This window comes from Pantoea sp. X-Soil-YNGN-844 (genome assembly GCF_059730595.1).
Genome location: NZ_AP036007.1, coordinates 249,756 through 270,443, shown reverse-complemented (window position 1 = coordinate 270,443; position 20,688 = coordinate 249,756). Strand labels below are relative to the sequence as shown.

The 20,688-nt window shown below is 52.6% G+C and carries 15 protein-coding genes and 4 tRNA genes; 3 read left to right on the top strand and 16 right to left on the bottom strand.

Annotated elements, in window-relative coordinates; translation table 11 throughout:
* Positions 1–2: 2 nt before the first annotated feature.
* On the top strand, positions 3–629 hold the full coding sequence (thiE, locus tag AC6I8C_RS01160; RefSeq protein ID WP_497823290.1) for a thiamine phosphate synthase: 627 nt from the start codon (positions 3–5) through the stop codon (positions 627–629).
* 193 nt (positions 630–822) lie between these two features.
* Here thiE and AC6I8C_RS01155 read toward each other — a convergent pair whose 3' ends face one another.
* Complete coding sequence (locus AC6I8C_RS01155; RefSeq protein WP_497821376.1) at positions 823–2,277, bottom strand: aminotransferase-like domain-containing protein; 1,455 nt, start codon at positions 2,275–2,277, stop codon at positions 823–825.
* Positions 2,278–2,451: 174 nt separating this feature from the next.
* On the opposite strand from AC6I8C_RS01155, the gene AC6I8C_RS01150 reads away from it, so the two are divergent.
* On the top strand, positions 2,452–2,634 hold the full coding sequence (locus AC6I8C_RS01150) for a DUF1127 domain-containing protein (RefSeq protein ID WP_033734941.1): 183 nt from the start codon (positions 2,452–2,454) through the stop codon (positions 2,632–2,634).
* Between the two features lie 54 nt (positions 2,635–2,688).
* On the opposite strand, the gene rpoC is transcribed toward AC6I8C_RS01150, so the two are convergent.
* From rpoC to AC6I8C_RS01085, 13 genes are all read right to left on the bottom strand, one after another.
* Positions 2,689–6,912 (bottom strand): DNA-directed RNA polymerase subunit beta', encoded by a 4,224-nt coding sequence (rpoC, locus tag AC6I8C_RS01145; RefSeq protein WP_013359734.1) that lies wholly within the window; start codon positions 6,910–6,912, stop codon positions 2,689–2,691.
* A gap of 129 nt (positions 6,913–7,041) precedes the next feature.
* Positions 7,042–11,070, bottom strand: a complete 4,029-nt coding sequence (rpoB, locus tag AC6I8C_RS01140; RefSeq protein ID WP_013359733.1) for a DNA-directed RNA polymerase subunit beta — start codon at positions 11,068–11,070, stop codon at positions 7,042–7,044.
* A 329-nt stretch (positions 11,071–11,399) separates the two neighbouring features.
* Positions 11,400–11,762: a 50S ribosomal protein L7/L12 gene (gene rplL, locus AC6I8C_RS01135; protein WP_009092660.1), complete on the bottom strand. Its 363-nt coding sequence runs from the start codon at positions 11,760–11,762 to the stop codon at positions 11,400–11,402.
* A gap of 65 nt (positions 11,763–11,827) precedes the next feature.
* A complete protein-coding gene (gene rplJ / locus AC6I8C_RS01130) occupies positions 11,828–12,325 on the bottom strand; it encodes a 50S ribosomal protein L10 (RefSeq protein WP_003848098.1) in 498 nt (165 codons plus the stop codon).
* 365 nt (positions 12,326–12,690) lie between these two features.
* Positions 12,691–13,395 carry a 50S ribosomal protein L1 gene (rplA, locus tag AC6I8C_RS01125; RefSeq protein WP_010261038.1) on the bottom strand — a complete coding sequence of 235 codons (705 nt, stop codon included), beginning with the start codon at positions 13,393–13,395 and terminating at the stop codon, positions 12,691–12,693.
* Between the two features lie 3 nt (positions 13,396–13,398).
* The gene (rplK, locus tag AC6I8C_RS01120) at positions 13,399–13,827 is read right to left on the bottom strand and encodes a 50S ribosomal protein L11 (protein WP_006121495.1); all 429 of its coding nucleotides are present in this window, start codon (positions 13,825–13,827) and stop codon (positions 13,399–13,401) included.
* A gap of 147 nt (positions 13,828–13,974) precedes the next feature.
* On the bottom strand, positions 13,975–14,520 hold the full coding sequence (nusG, locus tag AC6I8C_RS01115; RefSeq protein ID WP_013359732.1) for a transcription termination/antitermination protein NusG: 546 nt from the start codon (positions 14,518–14,520) through the stop codon (positions 13,975–13,977).
* 1 nt (position 14,521) lies between these two features.
* Positions 14,522–14,905: a preprotein translocase subunit SecE gene (secE, locus tag AC6I8C_RS01110; RefSeq protein ID WP_135910438.1), complete on the bottom strand. Its 384-nt coding sequence runs from the start codon at positions 14,903–14,905 to the stop codon at positions 14,522–14,524.
* A gap of 231 nt (positions 14,906–15,136) precedes the next feature.
* Complete coding sequence (gene tuf, locus AC6I8C_RS01105; RefSeq protein ID WP_013359730.1) at positions 15,137–16,321, bottom strand: elongation factor Tu; 1,185 nt, start codon at positions 16,319–16,321, stop codon at positions 15,137–15,139.
* 108 nt (positions 16,322–16,429) lie between these two features.
* Positions 16,430–16,505 (bottom strand) — tRNA-Thr (locus tag AC6I8C_RS01100).
* Positions 16,506–16,510: 5 nt separating this feature from the next.
* Positions 16,511–16,585, bottom strand: a tRNA-Gly gene (locus AC6I8C_RS01095).
* A gap of 190 nt (positions 16,586–16,775) precedes the next feature.
* Positions 16,776–16,860, bottom strand: a tRNA-Tyr gene (locus tag AC6I8C_RS01090).
* Between the two features lie 8 nt (positions 16,861–16,868).
* Positions 16,869–16,944, bottom strand: a tRNA-Thr gene (locus AC6I8C_RS01085).
* Between the two features lie 736 nt (positions 16,945–17,680).
* Between AC6I8C_RS01085 and coaA the strand changes: the two genes are divergently transcribed.
* On the top strand, positions 17,681–18,628 hold the full coding sequence (gene coaA / locus AC6I8C_RS01080) for a type I pantothenate kinase (RefSeq protein ID WP_033784445.1): 948 nt from the start codon (positions 17,681–17,683) through the stop codon (positions 18,626–18,628).
* 42 nt (positions 18,629–18,670) lie between these two features.
* On the opposite strand, the gene birA is transcribed toward coaA, so the two are convergent.
* Together birA and murB are read right to left on the bottom strand one after the other, a co-directional pair.
* Positions 18,671–19,630 carry a bifunctional biotin--[acetyl-CoA-carboxylase] ligase/biotin operon repressor BirA gene (gene birA / locus AC6I8C_RS01075; protein WP_147790107.1) on the bottom strand — a complete coding sequence of 320 codons (960 nt, stop codon included), beginning with the start codon at positions 19,628–19,630 and terminating at the stop codon, positions 18,671–18,673.
* Positions 19,627–20,664, bottom strand: a complete 1,038-nt coding sequence (gene murB, locus AC6I8C_RS01070; protein WP_497821375.1) for a UDP-N-acetylmuramate dehydrogenase — start codon at positions 20,662–20,664, stop codon at positions 19,627–19,629. Before murB ends, birA begins: the two co-directional genes overlap by 4 nt.
* Between the last annotated feature and the right edge of the window lie 24 nt (positions 20,665–20,688).

Genomic DNA, 20,688 nt, shown 5'->3' with positions numbered 1-20,688 from the left:
TGATGCCTGCATTCCCTGCAACCGCCCAACGCCTGGGACTTTATCCGGTGGTTGATAGCCCCGAGTGGATTGAACGCCTGCTGGAGATGGGCGTTCGCACGCTGCAGCTGCGCATCAAAGATCAGCCTGATGAGGTCGCCGAACCCGCTATTGCTCAGGCAATTGCGTTGGGCAAACGCTATGACGCGCGCCTGTTTATCAATGACTACTGGCAGCTGGCGATTAAACATCAGGCTTATGGCGTACATCTGGGTCAGGAGGATCTGGATGTCGCCGATCTTGCCCGCATTTATCAGGCCGGATTGCGTCTCGGACTCTCTACCCACGACGATGCGGAACTGGATCGCGCACTGGCAATCCAGCCCTCTTACATCGCACTTGGGCATATTTTCCCGACGCAGACCAAAGAGATGCCTTCTGCACCGCAAGGCATTGCACAGCTGAAGCGGCACCTGACACGTCTGTCGCATATTCCCACCGTGGCGATTGGCGGTATCTCGATTGCGCGCGCACCCGAAGTGCTGGCCACCGGCGTCGGCAGCATTGCGGTGGTGAGTGCCATTACTCAGGCAGATGACTGGCGTGCCGCAACGCGCACCCTTCTGGCGCTGGCAGGACCAGGCGATTAAGCATTTATGGAACCTGCCGCGCATATTGGCTGCAAAATCGGTAACGCCAGCGTTCTTCCGGGAAAGCAGCGCGCAAAGGTGCATGTTGCCGCTGGCGTGCTGTGATCCAAAACCTTAACGTGGCATCCGTCAGGTTAAGGTTATCTGACCAGGGCCGGTTCCCTCCTCTTGCCGGCCCTGCTTCTTCTCTTCGCTACGCGAGCGTAGAGGCTGAAGTCTGGGTCTCATGCTGGCACGAGAGCATGGCACGTTCGACGGCCGCACCCACCAGCGCCAGCGCCTGTTCAGTCTGCTCGTTGATCGGCAGCCCGTAGTTTAAGCGCAGACAGTTACGATATTTCCCCGACGCTGAAAACAGGGAGCCTACAGCAATCTGAATTTTTGACTCGCGCAGTTCGCGGTTAAGCCGGACCGCATCAAACGCTTCGGGGAGTTCTATCCACATCAGAAAGCCGCCCTGAGGACGGGAAACGCAGATGCCGCAGGGAAAATAGTGGCGTACCCAGCAGCTAAAAGTTTCATAGTTGCGGTGGTAGAGTTGCCGCATCCGGCGCAGATGAGGCTGATAATGACCCTGGCGGACAAACTCGGAAACCGCATGCTGAGGCTGCGTGGCGGTGGAGCCGGTGACGATATATTTCATGTGCAGCACGCGATCGCGATAGCGGCCTGGTGCAACCCAGCCGACGCGCAGACCCGGCGCCAGCGTTTTGGAAAAGGAGCTGCACAGCAGCACCCGGCCATCGAGATCCAGCGCTTTAATGGTGGTCGGACGCGGATATTCCCAGGCTAACTCACCGTAGACATCATCTTCAATCACCGCCGCATCAAACCTTTGCGCCAGCGCCAGTAGTGCCCGCTTACGCGGCTCAGGCATGATAAATCCCAGCGGGTTATTGCAGTTCGGCACGACAACGACGGCTTTAATGGGCCATTGATCAAAGGCCAGCTCCAGCGCTTCCAGACTGATGCCGGTGACTGCATCGGTCGGGATCTCAATGGCACGAATGCCAAAGCCGCGCAGGGTTTGCATAATGCCGTGAAACGACGGTGATTCAACAGCAATGATATCGCCCGGCTCACAGACCGCGCGTACGGCGACCGATAACGCTTCGTGGCAGCCTGTCGTAATGACAATGTCATCGGCCGTGAGCTGACAGCCGCTGTCTATCGCCAGCCGTGCAACCTGTTGCCGCAGCGCGAGCACACCATAAAGGTTGTCATAATTCAGCAGCGCCATGTCCTGCTTCTGCGCCTGGCGGCTGAAAGCTTTCCACAGTGGCTTAAGCGTCGGCTGGGTCAAATCGGGCATGCCACTGCCCAGCTGCAACACATCATCTTCCAGACGGCCGTTAATCAGTTCCAGCACCGCATCCCACTGTGTCACCTCAACCGGCCGCTGTGCGGGACGGGTCAGCGCAGGGATCGGCGGCGTTGCTTTGCGTGACGCCACAAAATAGCCCGAGCGCGACTGTGGCGTAATCATCTGCTTCTCTTCCAGCAGATGATAAGCCTGCTGCACGGTACTGATACTGACGCCATGCTCCGTACTCAGACTGCGTACTGAAGGCAGGCGCTCACCGCTGCGATATAAGCCTTGTTCGATACGCTGAGCCAGCAGCGTAGCCAGATGTTCATAGCGGGTCATTGTATCTCCAGAGGCTCACATGCTGAGCAGTAACCAGTACAGTTCCGTCTCTTTTTTACCATTCAGATCGTCCTGACGGCAATCTGTATGTTAAATAAAAGTGATTTTTGCGTCTGTATCATACAGAGCAATCTACTGAAAATGGTCCTCAGACACTTCACTGAGGGCACTATCATGGGATATGACGAGAATCGCGCAGCTAAACCGTTTACAGGCACGCCTTACCACCTGGTTCGTTATCTGTGGCGCAGTTACAAACGCTGGCAGCTGCGGCGTGAGACACGCCTCATCCTGTCGAAGTTAAGCGATAGTCAGCTGAAAGATATTGGTATCAGCCGCAGTGACTGGAATGGCTGAATCTGAGACAAAAAAAACCCTGCCGAGGCAGGGTTTTTATCAGGCAAAGGACGATTAATCGTCTTTGTTGCCGCCGAGACCGGCGTTCAACAGTTCAGCCAGACTGGCTGAGGCTTCATCCGCAGTCACCTGCGGTGCAACCGGAACTTCACCTGCCGCTTTGCGGCGCATACGATCCTGATGGTACGCATAACCGGTACCGGCCGGGATCAGACGACCCACGATCACGTTCTCTTTCAGGCCGCGCAGTTCGTCACGCTTGCCTGCTACTGCTGCTTCGGTCAGGACACGTGTGGTCTCCTGGAACGAGGCTGCAGAGATGAACGATTCGGTAGCCAGTGACGCTTTGGTAATACCCAGCAGGTCACGCATGAAGGTTGCGCCGACTTTTCCGTTCGCTTCCAGATCACGGTTAGAGATCTTGATGCGAGAGAATTCAGCCTGCTCACCTTCCAGGAAGTCTGCACTTCCTGCGCTCACGATGGTTGCTTTACGCAGCATCTGACGAACGATGACTTCGATGTGCTTATCGTTAATCTTAACGCCCTGCAGACGGTAAACTTCCTGCACTTCGTTAGTGATGTAACGGGTCACCGCATGCACGCCACGCAAGCGCAGGATGTCATGTGGAGACTCTGGGCCATCGGAAACCACGTCACCGCGCTCAACACGTTCACCTTCGAACACGTTCAGCTGACGCCATTTCGGAATCATCTCTTCGTATGGCTCACTGCCATCCAGCGGAGTAATGACCAGACGACGCTTACCTTTGGTCTCTTTACCGAAGGAGATGATGCCGCTGATCTCCGCCAGAATAGCTGGCTCTTTCGGACGACGCGCTTCGAACAGGTCAGCAACGCGTGGCAGACCACCGGTAATATCCTTGGTACCGCCAGATTCCTGCGGAACACGCGCTAACGTATCACCGGCACTGATCTTAACGCCATCTTCCAGCTGAACAATCGCTTTACCTGGCAGGAAGTACTGAGCCGGCATGTCGGTGCCCGGGATCAGAACGTCGTTGCCGTTGGCATCAACAATTTTCAGCGCAGGACGCAGATCTTTACCGCCTGCAGTACGTTCAGCACTGTCCAGAACCACCAGCGAAGACAGACCGGTTAAGTCATCTGTCTGACGGGTAATCGTCTGGCCATCAACCATATCCGTGAAGCGAATGAAACCACCCACTTCGGTGATGACTGGCATGGTATGCGGATCCCAGTTTGCGACGGTTTCGCCCGCTGCAACCTGCTCACCATCACCTTTCGCCATGGTAGAACCGTAAGGAACTTTATAGCTCTCTTTGGTACGACCAAATTCGTCGATCATTTTCAGTTCAACGTTACGCGAGGTGATCACCAGCTTGCCTGCCGAGTTCGTTACCGACTTGGCGTTGGTCAGCTTGATGGTACCTTTGTTCTTCACCTGGATGCTGGATTCAGCAGCCGCACGTGATGCCGCACCACCGATGTGGAACGTACGCATCGTCAGCTGTGTACCTGGCTCACCGATGGACTGTGCCGCGATAACACCGATCGCTTCACCTTTGTTGATGATGTGACCACGTGCCAGGTCGCGACCGTAGCAATGCGCACACACACCAAAGTCGGTTTCACAACCTACTACCGAGCGGACTTTCAGGCTGTCGACTGAGTTCAGTTCCAGCACGTCACACCAGTGCTCATCGAGCAGCGTGTTGCGTGGGACCAGAATATCAGCAGTACCCGGCTTCAGAACGTCTTCAGCAGTCACACGACCCAGTACACGTTCACGCAGTGGCTCTTTAACGTCACCACCTTCGATGACAGGCGTCATCATGATGCCTTCGTGTGTACCACAGTCATCTTCGGTAACCACCAGATCCTGAGCAACGTCAACCAGACGACGCGTCAGATAACCGGAGTTCGCTGTTTTCAGTGCGGTATCCGCAAGACCTTTACGTGCACCGTGGGTTGAGATGAAGTACTGAAGTACGTTCAACCCTTCACGGAAGTTCGCCGTGATTGGTGTTTCGATGATGGAGCCATCTGGCTTCGCCATCAGACCACGCATACCGGCCAGCTGACGAATCTGTGCAGCAGAACCACGCGCACCGGAGTCAGCCATCATAAAGATGCTGTTAAAGGAAACCTGGCGCTCTTCTTCGCCGTCACGGTTAATGACGACTTCGGTAGAGAGGTTTTCCATCATCGCCTTGGCAACACGTTCGTTGGCTGCGGCCCAGATATCGATGACTTTGTTATAACGTTCGCCTGCGGTTACCAGACCAGACTGGAACTGCTCCTGAATCTCAGCCACTTCAGCTTCCGCTTCGGTGATGATTTCCACTTTCTTCTCTGGAATAACCATGTCGTCGATGCCGACAGACGCGCCTGAACGGGCAGCGTAAGCGAAACCGGTGTACATGGTCTGGTCAGCAAAGATAACGGTCGGCTTCAGGCCCAGAATGCGGTAACAGGTGTTCAGCATTTTGGAGATAGCTTTTTTGCCCAGCGCCTGGTTAACGATGGAGAAAGGCAGACCTTTTGGCACGATCATCCACAGGATGGCACGGCCAATCGTGGTATCGATGATGCTGGTTTTAGCAACCCATTCATCCTGCTCATTCTTCTCGTGTTCGGTGATACGCACCTTAACGCGAGCATGCAGAGAGGCGAGACCGGCGCGATAAATACGCTCAGCTTCTTTCGGGCCAGTCAGCACCATGCCTTCGCCTTTGGCGTTAACACAGTCACGGGTCATGTAATACAGACCCAGTACAACGTCCTGAGATGGAACGATGATTGGCTCGCCGTTCGCAGGTGACAGGATGTTGTTGGTCGACATCATCAGCGCACGCGCTTCCAGCTGGGCTTCCAGCGTCAGCGGTACGTGAACAGCCATCTGGTCACCATCGAAGTCGGCGTTATAAGCCGCACAAACCAGCGGGTGAAGCTGGATCGCTTTACCTTCGATCAGAACCGGTTCAAAGGCCTGAATACCCAGACGGTGCAGCGTAGGCGCACGGTTCAGCAGAACCGGGTGCTCACGGATCACTTCGTCGAGGATATCCCAGACAACCGCTTCTTCACGCTCAACCATTTTCTTCGCGGCTTTGATGGTGGTGGCCAGGCCACGCAGTTCCAGCTTGCCGTAAATGAACGGTTTGAACAGTTCGAGTGCCATTTTCTTCGGCAGACCGCACTGATGCAGACGCAGGTATGGACCAACGGTGATAACCGAACGACCAGAATAGTCGACACGTTTACCCAGCAGGTTCTGACGGAAACGACCCTGCTTACCTTTGATCATGTCAGCCAGCGATTTCAGCGGACGCTTGTTGGAACCGGTGATCGCACGACCGCGACGACCGTTGTCCAGCAGTGCATCGACCGCTTCCTGCAACATACGCTTTTCGTTGCGCACGATGATGTCTGGCGCAGCCAGATCCAGCAGGCGCTTCAGACGGTTGTTACGGTTGATCACGCGACGATACAGATCGTTCAGATCCGACGTAGCGAAACGACCACCATCCAGCGGTACCAGCGGACGCAGATCCGGTGGCAGAACAGGCAGCACGGTCAGGATCATCCACTCTGGCTTGTTGCCAGACTGGACGAACGCTTCCAGTAGCTTGATGCGCTTAGTCAGTTTTTTACGTTTGGTTTCAGAGTTAGTTTCGTTCAGCTCTTCACGCAGCTGCTCGCACTCCTGCTCCAGATCCATGTTTTTCAACAGGGCCTGGATCGCTTCGGCGCCCATTTTGGCGTCGAACTCGTCACCGAACTCTTCCAGAGCGTCAAGGTACTGCTCTTCAGTCAGGATCTGACGCTTCTCGAGGTTGGTCATGCCACCTTCGATTACCACGTAAGATTCAAAGTAGAGCACGCGCTCGATGTCACGCAGTGGCATATCCAGCAGTAAGCCGATACGCGATGGCAGTGACTTCAGGAACCAGATGTGCGCAGTCGGCGACGCCAGTTCGATGTGGCCCATACGCTCACGGCGTACTTTAGTCTGGGTCACTTCAACGCCGCACTTCTCACAAATCACACCACGGTGTTTGAGGCGCTTATACTTGCCGCACAGGCACTCATAGTCTTTTACCGGCCCGAAGATACGGGCACAGAACAGACCATCGCGCTCTGGCTTAAAAGTACGGTAGTTAATGGTTTCTGGCTTTTTCACTTCACCAAAAGACCAGGAACGGATCATGTCTGGCGAAGCCAGCGCAATTTTGATCGCATCAAACTCTTCGGTCTTAGTTTGCGCTTTCAGAAACTTAAGTAAGTCTTTCACGGATTAGCTCCCGTCGGAGTGAGACTCAGGGGGCGTCCAACCGAAATTGAACGCCCCGTAACCAGTACAATTGCGAGCGCTTTAAACCCTGCGCTTTCAGGCGGCGGCGAACCGTAGCCTGAAAAGGGGTTACTCGTCTTCCAGCTCGATGTTGATACCCAGCGAGCGAATCTCTTTCAACAGTACGTTGAAGGATTCCGGCATGCCCGGTTCCATCTGATGGTTACCGTCAACGATGTTTTTATACATCTTGGTACGGCCGTTGACGTCATCAGACTTAACGGTAAGCATTTCCTGCAGGGTATACGCGGCACCGTATGCTTCCAGTGCCCATACTTCCATCTCACCAAAGCGCTGACCACCGAACTGCGCCTTACCACCCAGCGGCTGCTGAGTAACCAGGCTGTAGGAACCGGTAGAACGTGCATGCATCTTGTCATCAACCAGGTGGTTAAGTTTCAGCATGTACATGTAGCCAACGGTTACCTGACGTTCGAACTGCTCACCGGTACGGCCGTCAAACAGGGTAATCTGACCGGAAGAAGGCAGGCCGCCGAGCTGCAGCAGCTCTTTGATCTCGCTCTCTTTCGCACCATCAAACACCGGCGTGGCGATTGGCATACCTTTCTTCAGGTTCTCAGCCAGACGCAGTACTTCGTCATCGGAGAAGGTGTTCAGATCAACTCGCTGACGCAGATCGGTACCCAGATCATAAGCGCGCTGGATGAATTCGCGCAGTTTCGCGACTTCTTCCTGCTTCTTCAACATGGCGTTAATTTTCTCGCCGATGCCTTTCGCTGCCATACCCAAGTGGGTTTCCAGAATCTGACCGATGTTCATACGCGATGGTACGCCCAGCGGGTTCAGAACGATGTCAACCGGCGTGCCGTTTTCATCGTAAGGCATATCTTCGATCGGGTTGATCTTGGAGATAACACCTTTGTTACCGTGACGGCCTGCCATTTTGTCACCCGGCTGAATCTGACGCTTAACTGCCAGATAAACCTTAACGATTTTCAGCACGCCTGGTGCCAGATCATCGCCCTGGGTGATCTTACGACGCTTACCTTCGAGTTTTTTCTCGAACTCGTGCTTAAGTTCGTCGTACTGCTCTGCCAGCTGCTCCAGCTGGTTTTGCTTGGCTTCATCAGTCAGACCCAGTTCCAGCCAGCGCTCGCGCGGCAGCTTGTCCAGTTTGTCTGCTTCAACGCCACCCGAAATCAGTACGTTCTGGATACGGCTGAACAGGCCCGCTTCCAGGATCTGCAGTTCTTCAGACAGGTCTTTTTTGGCCTGCTTCAGCTGCATCTCTTCGATTTCCAGCGCGCGTTTGTCTTTTTCCACGCCATCGCGGGTAAAGACCTGAACGTCGATCACGGTACCTGACACGCCATTCGGCACGCGCAGTGACGAATCTTTTACGTCAGAGGCTTTTTCACCGAAGATAGCGCGCAGCAGTTTTTCTTCTGGCGTCAGCTGGGTTTCACCTTTAGGCGTTACCTTACCAACCAGAATGTCGCCACCGGTCACTTCAGCACCGATGTAGACGATGCCTGACTCATCCAGTTTAGAGAGTGCAGCTTCACCCACGTTCGGGATATCAGCAGTGATCTCTTCCGGCCCCAGTTTGGTGTCACGCGACACGCAAGCCAGTTCCTGAATGTGGATAGTCGTAAAGCGATCTTCCTGAACCACGCGCTCGGAGACCAGGATGGAGTCTTCGAAGTTGTAGCCGTTCCACGGCATGAACGCCACGCGCATGTTCTGGCCCAGTGCCAGTTCACCCAGATCGGTGGACGGGCCATCTGCCAGCACGTCGCCGCGCTCAACCGGCTCACCCAGAGAAACACATGGCATCTGGTTGATGCAGGTGTTCTGGTTAGAACGGGTATATTTGGTCAGGTTGTAAATGTCGATACCGGCTTCGCCAGCATGCATTTCGTCTTCGTTAACTTTGATAACGATACGTGATGCGTCAACGTACTGTACGGTACCGCCACGTTTCGCCACGGCTGTTACACCGGAGTCAACGGCAACAGCACGTTCCATGCCGGTACCAACCAGCGGCTTATCAGCACGCAGAGTCGGAACGGCCTGACGTTGCATGTTCGCACCCATCAGGGCGCGGTTGGCGTCATCGTGTTCCAGGAACGGGATCAGGGATGCACCGACAGAAACCACCTGCTGGGTGGAAACGTCCATGTAGTCAACCTGATCGCGGCTGAACAGACTTGATTCGCCTTTGCTACGGCAGGTGACCAGGTCATCAACAAACGCGCCGTTGTCATCCAGAGGGGCGTTCGCCTGAGCGATAACGTAGTTACCCTCTTCGATAGCAGAGAGGTAGTGAATCTCGTCAGAAACCAGACCGTCGATAACACGGCGATAAGGTGTCTCAAGGAAACCGTACTCATTGGTCTGTGCATAGACAGACAAGGAGTTGATCAGACCGATGTTCGGACCTTCAGGGGTTTCGATTGGGCAGACACGACCGTAGTGCGTTGGGTGTACGTCACGCACTTCGAAGCCGGCACGCTCACGCGTCAAACCACCCGGGCCGAGAGCAGAGATACGACGTTTGTGCGTAATCTCTGACAGCGGGTTGTTCTGATCCATAAACTGAGAAAGCTGGCTTGAACCAAAGAACTCTTTCACCGCAGCAGAAATCGGCTTCGCGTTGATCATGTCCTGTGGCATCAGCGTATCAAGGTCGCCCAGAGACAGACGCTCTTTAACCGCACGCTCAACACGCACCAGACCTACACGGAACTGGTTCTCAGCCATTTCACCCACTGAACGAATACGACGGTTACCGAGGTGGTCGATATCGTCCACTTCGCCTTTACCGTTACGGATGTCGATCAGCTTCTTCATCACTTCGATGATGTCATCTTTGCTCAGGATGCCTGAACCTTCGATTTCATCACGCAGCAATGAGCGGTTAAACTTCATACGACCGACCGCAGAAAGATCGTAACGATCTTCTGAGAAGAACAGGTTCTCAAACAGGTTCTCTGCAGCTTCGCGTGTTGGCGGCTCACCAGGACGCATCATGCGGTAGATCTCAACCAGTGCGCTCAGGCGATCGCTGGTTGGGTCGACACGCAGGGTCTCGGACATATATGGACCGTGGTCCAGATCGTTGGTGAACAGCGTTTCGATGCGCTTGTGACCGGACTGGCTCAGTTTAGCCAGCAGATCCAGTGACAGTTCCATGTTCGCTGCAACAATCAGCTCACCGGTGCTCTCATCGATGTAATCTTTAGCGACCACTTTGCCCGCGATATATTCAACCGGGACTTCGATGTGCTGAATGCCATCTTTTTCCAGCTGACGAATATGGCGCGCAGTAATGCGGCGACCTTTTTCGACGTAGACGGTGCCGTTCGCTTCGATATCGAAGGTAGCGGTTTCACCGCGCAGGCGCTCAGGCACCAGCTCCATCTGCAGCTTGTTGTCACGGATTTCAAACACCACTTTCTCGAAGAAGATATCGAGGATCTGAGGTGTCGTGAACTGTAACGCGCGCAGGATGATAGTGGCCGGCAGCTTACGACGACGGTCAATACGGACAAACAGGTTATCTTTCGGGTCAAACTCAAAGTCGAGCCATGAACCGCGGTAAGGGATGATACGTGCGTTGTACAGCACTTTACCCGATGAGTGGGTTTTACCCTTATCGCTATCAAAGAACACGCCGGGACTACGGTGCAGCTGAGAAACGATAACGCGCTCGGTACCATTGATAACAAAGGTACCGTTGTCGGTCATGAGCGGAATCTCGCCCATGTAGACTTCTTGTTCTTTAATGTCTTTTACGGTGCCTTCTGGCGCTTCACGCTCATAGATCACCAGACGCAGTTTAACGCGCAGCGGTGCCGAATAGGTCACGCCACGGATCTGACACTCTTTCACGTCAAAGACAGGTTCACCCAGGCGGTAGCTGACATACTGCAACTCAGAGTTGCCGCTGTAGCTCGCAATAGGGAATACAGAGCGGAATGCAGCTTCCAGTCCGTACTGACCTTCTGGATCTTGCTCGATAAACTTCTGGAACGAGTCGAGCTGGATGGAAAGGAGATAAGGTATGTCCAGTACTTGCGGACGTTTACCAAAATCCTTACGAATACGTTTTTTCTCGGTATAGGAGTAAACCATAGGGTTCCTCAGCTAGCTGACAAGTCGACCCACGCTGTCCGTCCTGACAGGACAGTTCATGCAACACGATTTTGTTTGATTCACTGGCTGCGCGGCAGCAGTGCAATACCTCTTTCTATCACGCTTAAATCATTTCATCGCTTTTGTGAAGGCAGGGAACCCGCACAGGAAAGCGGTATATTAAGTCGTCGATAGAGAAAGATATTGAAGAGTAACAATGGACAAACAGTGTGAAACCCCATTGAAACCCTGTAGCGCAAAAAGGCTGGTGACCAAAAAGTCACCAGCCATCAGTCTGAAACTACTCAGACTGCAACCCGAAGGCTGTCTTACTTAACTTCAACTTCAGCGCCAGCTTCTTTCAGAGCAGCTTCAAGTGCAGCTGCGTCATCTTTGCTGATGCCTTCTTTGATTACGCCAGTTGCTTCAACCAGGTCTTTCGCTTCTTTCAGGCCCAGACCAGTTGCAGTACGTACGGCTTTGATAACTGCTACTTTGTTCGCGCCAACAGCTTTCAGTACGACGTCGAATTCAGTTTTTTCTTCAACAGCTTCAGCCGGGCCCGCAGCAACAGCTACAGCAGCAGCAGCAGAAACGCCGAATTTTTCTTCCATAGCAGAAACCAGCTCAACAACTTCCATTACGGACATCGCTGCAACAGCTTCCAGAATTTGGTCTTTAGTGATAGACATGACAATTGTTCCTAAGAATCAGAAAAAGTTTATACGTAAGCAGGTACGAAGAAAAGAATAAGGCCTTAAGCCGCTTCTTTTGCATCGCGTACAGCAGCCAGAGTGCGGACCAGTTTGCCGGCAGCGGCTTCTTTCATGGTCGACATCAGACGTGCCAGTGCTTCTTCGTAGGTCGGCAGCGTTGCCAGACGGTCAATATTGGCCGCCGTGATCAGCTCACCTTCAAAGGCTGCAGCTTTGACCTCAAATTTTGCATTCGCTTTCGCGAAATCTTTGAACAGACGAGCAGCAGCGCCCGGGTGTTCCATAGAATATGCAATCAGGGTCGGACCAACAAACGTGTCTTTCAGGCACTCAAACTGAGTACCTTCAACGACGCGGCGCAGCAGGGTGTTACGAACAACACGCATGTAAACGCCAGCTTCACGGCCTGCTTTACGCAGTTCGGTCATTTTATCAACGGTAACGCCACGGGAATCCGCAACAACCGCTGAAAGCGCACCTTTGGCTACTTCGCTGACTTCAGCAACAATCGCTTGTTTGTCTTGAAGATTTAATGCCATTAGCTTTTGCTCCTGGATTTGACCGGGAAAGGATTTCCCCGGAACTCACTTCACTTACTCACCCCGAAGGGTAATAAGCGCTCGAACACGGTGAGCAGAATCCAGCTAAGAAAAAATTCTTTTGGTTCTGTCACCGTCTACGCAGGGGATTAAGCGGAATATCCGGAGATAAACAGCGCCTGCGGTCTTGGACGGAGGCCAGGATAAGGCCTGGCTCCAACCTAAATTCTGTGCGACGCAGCAGAGTCAGAGGGAATGGCGATAAACGCAACAGTCGGTTCTGGCTCTCTGGTGTCCTGTTCTGCTAATAACAGAACAACGGGCGTAAGATTCTAGGTGAATTTTTCGCCCGTTTCAAGCAGCAATTAGTTTGCTGTTGCGTTCAGACCAGCCTGGTCAACGGCAACGCCGGCGCCCATGGTGGTTGAAAGGCTGACTTTCTTGATGTACACACCTTTAGCCTGTGATGGTTTAGCTTTTTTCAGCGCAACCAGCAGGGATTCCAGGTTTTCTTTCAGTTTGTCAGCGTCAAAGTCCACTTTACCGATGGTAGTGTGGATGATGCCGTTTTTGTCGTTACGATAACGAACCTGACCTGCTTTAGCATTCTTAACCGCTTCAGCAACGTTAGGGGTTACAGTACCGACTTTCGGGTTTGGCATCAGGCCACGTGGCCCCAGAATCTGGCCCAGCTGGCCAACAACGCGCATTGCATCCGGAGAAGCAATAACAACGTCAAAATTCATTTCGCCTTTCTTGATCTGATCAGCCAGGTCTTCCATGCCTACCAGCTCTGCGCCAGCTGCTTTAGCAGCTTCAGCGTTAGCGCCCTGGGCGAAGACAGCAACACGTACTGAACGACCAGTACCGTGTGGCAGAACGGTCGCGCCGCGAACATTCTGATCAGATTTACGTGCATCAATGCCGAGGTTGACAGCAACGTCAACGCTTTCAACGAACTTGGCAGTTGCCAGTTCTTTCAGCAGAGCAACAGCTTCAGCAATGTCATACTGCTTGGTCGCGTCAACTTTGTCGCGAATTACGGTCATGCGCTTGGTCAGCTTAGCCATTTCTTAGTCCTCTACTACCAGGCCCATGGAACGAGCAGTACCTTCGATTGAGCGAGTCATCGCTTCAACGTCAGAACCAGTCATGTCCGCAGCTTTGGTTTCTGCGATTTCACGTACCTGAGCACGAGTCACTTTACCGACTTTATCTTTGTTCGGCTTACCAGAACCAGACTTGATGCCCGCTGCTTTTTTCAGCAGTACGGCAGCCGGAGGCGTTTTGGTAATGAAGGTGAAAGAACGGTCGCTGTATACGGTGATAACAACAGGAGTCGGCAGACCTTTTTCCAGAGATTCGGTCTTAGCGTTGAACGCTTTACAGAATTCCATGATGTTAACACCCTGCTGACCCAGAGCTGGACCAACCGGTGGACTTGGGTTCGCCATACCAGCTGCAACCTGCAGCTTGACGTAGGCTTGGACTTTCTTAGCCATGATATTTCCTCAATTGGGTTATAGCGCCTGTAAAGGCTCCCCGTGATAACGATTTATGCGCTGGCAACAGCACATAAAAACAAAAGGCGCGAAATTGTAGTTAAATTTCGCGCCTGCTGCAACAGCTAATTTGTGAGCGGAAAGAGGTTAACCTTTCTCCACCTGACCGAAGTCGAGCTCAACCGGTGTTGCACGACCAAAGATGGAAACGGATACCGTCAGGCGGCTCTTCTCGTAATCCACATCTTCAACCACACCGTTAAAGTCAGCGAACGGACCGTCATTAACACGAACCATTTCACCTGGTTCAAACAGCGTTTTAGGACGAGGCTTGTCGCCAACCTGCTGCAGACGATTCATGATCGCATCAACTTCTTTATCGCTGATAGGTGCAGGACGGTCAGAGGTACCGCCGATGAAACCCATCACGCGCGGGACGCTGCGTACTAAATGCCAGCTGGCGTCATTCATCACCATCTGAACCAGTACGTATCCCGGGAAAAACTTGCGCTCGCTCTTACGACGCTGGCCACCACGGATTTCAACGACTTCTTCAGTCGGAACCATGACTTCACCAAACAGCTCTTCCATGTTGTGCAATTTGATATGCTCGCGCAGCGATTGGGCTACGCGGCCTTCAAAACCGGAAAACGCCTGTACGACGTACCAGCGTTTCTTTGGAGCTTCAGACATCTCAGAACCTCAGGCCAGTGATAAACGATACCAGACGGACCAGAATACCATCCAGCCCCCACAAAATCAGTGACATCACGGCAGTAACCGCGGCAACGATTAACGTGGTGTGCAGCGTTTCCTGGCGGGTTGGCCAGATAACCTTACGCATTTCTGTTCTTGCTTCACGAGCAAAAGCCACGGTCGCTTTGCCTTTGGTCGTTAAAAGCGCAATGCCGCCAGCCGCTGCAATCAGTACAACTACGGCTAATGCGCGCAGTGGCAGTGACACATCACGATAGAGGTAGTTACCTACAATCGCTGCAAGCAGCAGTAATATAACACCTACCCACTTTACCGCTTCCAGGCCACGCCCGCTCCCTTGAGCTTCGGTATTCGCACTCATAAACCAACCTGCCACAATAATTCAGAAACTATTCTGCCCCGCAGTGCGAGGCGTCCAAACCGAATGAGCTTTTGGGGCGTAACTCGGTATCCAACGCCGCATAACAGAGCCTGTCTCAGCAATGATTATGATTCAAAAAATCACTGATGAGCCAGGTTCTATGAAACAGCGTGCAAAAAGGGCATCAAATGATGCCCTTTCCGTGTGCATTGCGTCAAACGTTATCGGTAATTATGCGATAACTTTAGCAACAACACCCGCGCCAACGGTACGGCCACCTTCGCGGATTGCGAAGCGCAGACCTTCGTCCATTGCGATTGGGTGGATCAGGGTAACAACCATTTTGATGTTGTCGCCTGGCATGACCATTTCAACGCCTTCTGGCAGCTCTACTGAACCGGTTACGTCAGTTGTACGGAAGTAGAACTGTGGACGATAGCCTTTGAAGAACGGAGTATGGCGGCCACCTTCGTCTTTAGACAGAACGTAAACTTCTGACTCGAACTGGGTGTGTGGCTTGATTGAGCCTGGCTTAGCCAGAACCTGGCCACGCTGGATGTCTTCACGCTTGATACCGCGCAGCAGAACACCACAGTTTTCGCCTGCCTGACCCTGGTCCAGCAGCTTACGGAACATCTCAACACCGGTACAGGTTGATTTTGCAGTATCTTTGATACCCACGATTTCAACTTCGTCGCCGACTTTAACGATGCCGCGCTCAACACGACCGGTAACAACGGTACCACGGCCAGAGATTGAGAATACGTCTTCGATTGGCAGCAGGAACGGCATGTCGATCGCACGGACTGGATCCGGGATGTAGTTGTCCAGGTGTTCAGCCAGCTCAATGATTTTCGCTTCCCACTCAGGAACGCCTTCCAGCGCTTTCAGAGCAGAACCACGAACGATTGGCGTGTCGTCGCCTGGGAAGTCGTACTGTGACAGCAGGTCACGTACTTCCATCTCTACCAGCTCCAGCAGCTCTTCATCATCAACCATGTCGCACTTGTTCAGGAACACGATGATGTAAGGAACGCCAACCTGACGACCCAGCAGGATGTGCTCACGGGTCTGTGGCATCGGGCCATCAGTCGCAGCAACAACCAGGATCGCGCCGTCCATCTGCGCAGCACCGGTGATCATGTTTTTCACATAGTCGGCGTGGCCTGGGCAGTCAACGTGAGCGTAGTGACGTGCAGCAGTCTCATACTCAACGTGAGCGGTGTTGATGGTGATACCGCGGGCTTTTTCTTCAGGCGTGCTGTCGATCTGGTCGAATGCACGAGCCTGGCCGCCGTTGGTTTTAGCCAGTACGGTAGTGATAGCTGCAGTCAGGGTGGTTTTACCGTGGTCAACGTGACCGATGGTGCCCACGTTTACGTGCAGTTTGTTACGTTGAAATTGCTCTTTAGCCATCGCTAGTCCCTCTAAGACACGGATATATCAATGATATCATCACATTAACCAGGCAATGCCTGACTGCAAGGAAGTTACAGAGAAAATCAGGAGGGAGATTAAAGGAAGTGGTGCTGATACCCAGAGTCGAACTGGGGACCTCACCCTTACCAAGGGTGCGCTCTACCAACTGAGCCATATCAGCACATCTGGAGCGGGCAGCGGGAATCGAACCCGCATCATCAGCTTGGAAGGCTGAGGTAATAGCCATTATACGATGCCCGCATCCTGGAACTCGGCTACCTGTTCTTTCTGTAGCTTGCAGAAAACAGAGAATGACTCTCTGTTATCTACTGCCTGCCAGCGAAGCTGACCGGCTTTGACTTCGCTAACGCTCAGTCTGAATTCAGGGTGATAAATGACTCACCTGACAGATAAACAGGCCGTTTATCTGTACTCAACCGCGAGGCTGAGATGGTGGTGGGAGAAGGATTCGAACCTTCGAAGTCTGTGACGGCAGATTTACAGTCTGCTCCCTTTGGCCGCTCGGGAATCCCACCTACTTGATTGGTGCCGGCTACCGGAATCGAACTGGTGACCTACTGATTACAAGTCAGTTGCTCTACCAACTGAGCTAAGCCGGCATCAAGTGGTGCGCATTCTAGGAAGGTCGGGCGTCGGATGCAACTAAAAAATCGCATATTTTTTTCTATCGCTTACTATTTGTGCAAATTGTCGCATTTTAACGTTTTTATGCAGATTATTTGTGCAATCTGGCTCTTTTTTCACTGGACCCGCGAGACTGCACTAGCGCCTGATATCTCTCTGCACACTTTATTTCAGAGGATAAATGATCCGCCAGCCGCTTTTTTTATTTTATGCTTCTGTACTGAATGATGATTTTTTAACCCGCCTTGTGTCATTTTTGTCAGGCACAAGTTTCAGGTGGCGCGGCGATGCCCCCAAATAAGACCGCTAAATGCCTTTCTAAGGCGCGTCATTTTTCGAAGTTACTCAGGTGACACATTAAATGTGTACCCTATCCGCCGCGCTATACGCTCTTATAGCAGCATTATGTTATTCAGCCGTCGGTGGAATGTTCAGAACCGTTAAAAGCGCACATTTGCTTTGATGGGCTGTAACATCATAAACAACGAGAATGCTGCCATAATTGAAGGTATCGTGACGTTTTGTGGGTATGCCGACGAAAGCGCAATCGCGTTTATCTTTTTACTTCTGTTAAAAGCCATACTGGTGATACCCTCCAGCCCATTGTTCTCACTGATAAACCAGCGATTCGTGATTCACTTCACCCGTGCTGTCCTGCTTATCGGCTAATACGCGGTTGATAGTAATGAATTTGCGGTCAGATGCATGCTTATGGATAAAACAACCCCCCTGACAACGCCTTATCTGGAGTTCACTCGTGAGCAGTGGGCTGCATTACGTGATTCTGTACCTATGACGCTGTCAGAGGAAGAGATCGCGCAGCTCAAGGGCATCAACGAAGATCTTTCGCTGGAGGAAGTCGCAGAAATTTATCTGCCACTTTCGCGTCTGCTTAATTTCTATATCAGCTCTAACGTTCGTCGGCAGGCTGTACTGGAGCAATTTCTGGGCACTAATAGCCAGAAAATCCCCTATATCATCAGTATCGCGGGGAGCGTCGCGGTCGGTAAAAGTACGACTGCGCGTGTACTGCAGGCGTTGCTCAGCCGCTGGCCTGAACATCGTAAAGTGGAATTGATCACGACGGATGGCTTCCTTCACCCTAATGCCGTGCTGAAAGAGCGTGGCTTAATGAAGAAAAAAGGCTTCCCGCAATCTTATGATATGCACCGGCTGGTCAATTTCGTCTCCGATTTAAAATCTGGCGCCAGTCAGGTGACCGCCCCGGTCTATTCGCACCTGATTTATGATGTCATCCCTGATGGCGATAAAGTGATACAGCAGCCAGATATTCTTATTCTGGAAGGTCTGAACGTATTACAGAGTGGCATGGACTATCCCCATGACCCCCATCATGTCTTTGTTTCGGACTTCGTTGACTTCTCTATCTATGTAGATGCAGAGGAAGACCTTCTGCAAAGCTGGTATATCAATCGATTCCTGAAATTCCGTCAGGGTGCCTTTACCGATCCAGACTCCTACTTCCACCATTACGCTCAGCTCTCAGAGGCAGAAGCGGTTGAGATAGCAGGTAATTTATGGAAAGAGATTAACTGGCTCAACCTGCAGGAAAATATCCTGCCGACGCGTGAAAGGGCCAGCCTGATCATGACCAAAAGTGGCGATCATGCGGTCGATAAGGTTCGCCTGCGTAAATAACAGCGGTCATAAAAAAGCCTGCATCAGTGCAGGCTTTTTTAATCAAACAGGACGCAGTGATATTTCCCCCCCCACCCAGGCTTTTATTTCACCATCCTGCTCCAGTAATAAACCACCCTGGCTGTCGACACCCCGTGCAATACCATGCACTTCTCGTTCACCGATGAGCAACTTAACGGGCCGGTTAATAAAATTGTCCAGTGCCGCCCAGCGCGAGATGAAGGCAGTTAATCCCTCCTGCTCAAACAGCGGCAGTGCCTCGCGCAGGCTGTTGATCAGACGGGCTGCCAGCTCATTGCGGTTCACGCTTACTCCGGCCTCCTGCAGGTTAATCCAGCCCTGATTAATCTGTGAAGCATCCGCTGTCCGCATCGCCAGGTTGATGCCAGCTCCCATCACGATCTGCGCAGCATCACCGGTTTTCCCGGTCAGTTCGACCAGAATACCTGCCAGTTTCCGATCGTTGAGGTAAATATCATTGGGCCACTTTACCCGGACATCATCGGCCCCGAGTGCACGTAATGTTTCAGCCATGACAATGCCAATGACCAGGCTAAGACCCATCGCCGCAGCCGGACCCTGCTCAAGGCGCCAGTACATTGACATGTAGAGGTTGGCACCAAAAGGAGAGAACCATTGACGACCACGACGGCCACGACCTGCCTGCTGATATTCAGCGATACAGGCGGCACCAGACGGCATGTCATGCATGCGTTCCAGCAGATACTGATTTGTGGAATCAATCACCGGGATAACCGAGACATTGCCCTGCTTCACCTGTGACAGAATTGCCTGCTCATCCAGCAGCTGTATCGGGGCAGAGAGACTGTAGCCTTTCCCTGTCACGGTATAGACGTCCAGACCCCAGCTTTTTAGTGTCTGGATGTGCTTGTTGATGGCGGCACGACTCATGCCCAGAGTGTCGCCCAGCTGCTCGCCAGAATGAAACTCACCATCAGATAAAATATCGACCAGTTTTAGCGGGACGCTGTGGTCTTTCATGCGATCACCCCGACAGCATTGCACTCACCCTGCGCCTGAATAAAGCGGACTTCGGGCTCAAGCCAGACATCAAATTTTTCACCCACCCGGGCGCGCACAGTTTTTGCCAGCGCAACGATATCCTCAGGCGTGGCATGGTCAGAGTTAATCAGCACCAGAGCCTGTTGCTGGTGAACGGCGGCGCCTCCAATGCGATACCCTTTCAGCTGACACTGATCGATAAGCCACCCTGCGGCCAGCTTGGTTTCTCCATCTGGCATCAGATAGTGTGGCATAGTGGGAAATTGGGCCAGCAGGGAGCTACACTGCGCCTCAGTGACGACCGGGTTTTTAAAGAAGCTGCCGACATTGCCGGTGATTTTCGGATCCGGTAATTTGCTCTGCCGCATCTGGCAAACCGCGTGATAGACATCCCATGCATTAGCTGTCACCGGATTAAGCGTTTTCAGATCGCCATAGGTTAATACCGGCTGCCATTGCTTAGGCAGGATCACCCCGACGGCGACGATGACATAGCCTGACTGGTAGCGATGTTTAAAAATGCTGTCACGATACCCAAACTCACAGGCTTCACGATCGAGGCGTTCTGTCTCACCACTGTGCAGATTAAGTACATCCACGTATTCGCAGACATCTTTTAATTCCACACCATAGGCACCAATGTTCTGAATCGGTGCCGAACCCGTCATTCCAGGGATCAACGCCAGGTTTTCCAGGCCAGTGATCCCTTTTTCCAGCGTACTCTTAACCAGCTGATGCCAGTTCTCACCTGCCCCGACATGCAACTTCCAGCACTCAAATTCATCCTGAATTTTGATGCCTTTAATGCGATTCAGGACCACGGTACCGGCAAAATCCTCCAGGAAGAGGACGTTACTGCCTTCCCCGAGCACAAGGAAAGGTGACTGATTACACTGGCTATCCTGCCATGCGGCCAGAATGGCGGCTGGCGTCTCTGCGACGATGCGTTTTTGTGTGTGTACCTCAAGCCCAAGCGTGTTGTCGGCTTTTAAGGAGGGATGCTGGCTGGACATTTGACGGCCTTTACTGAGTTATCT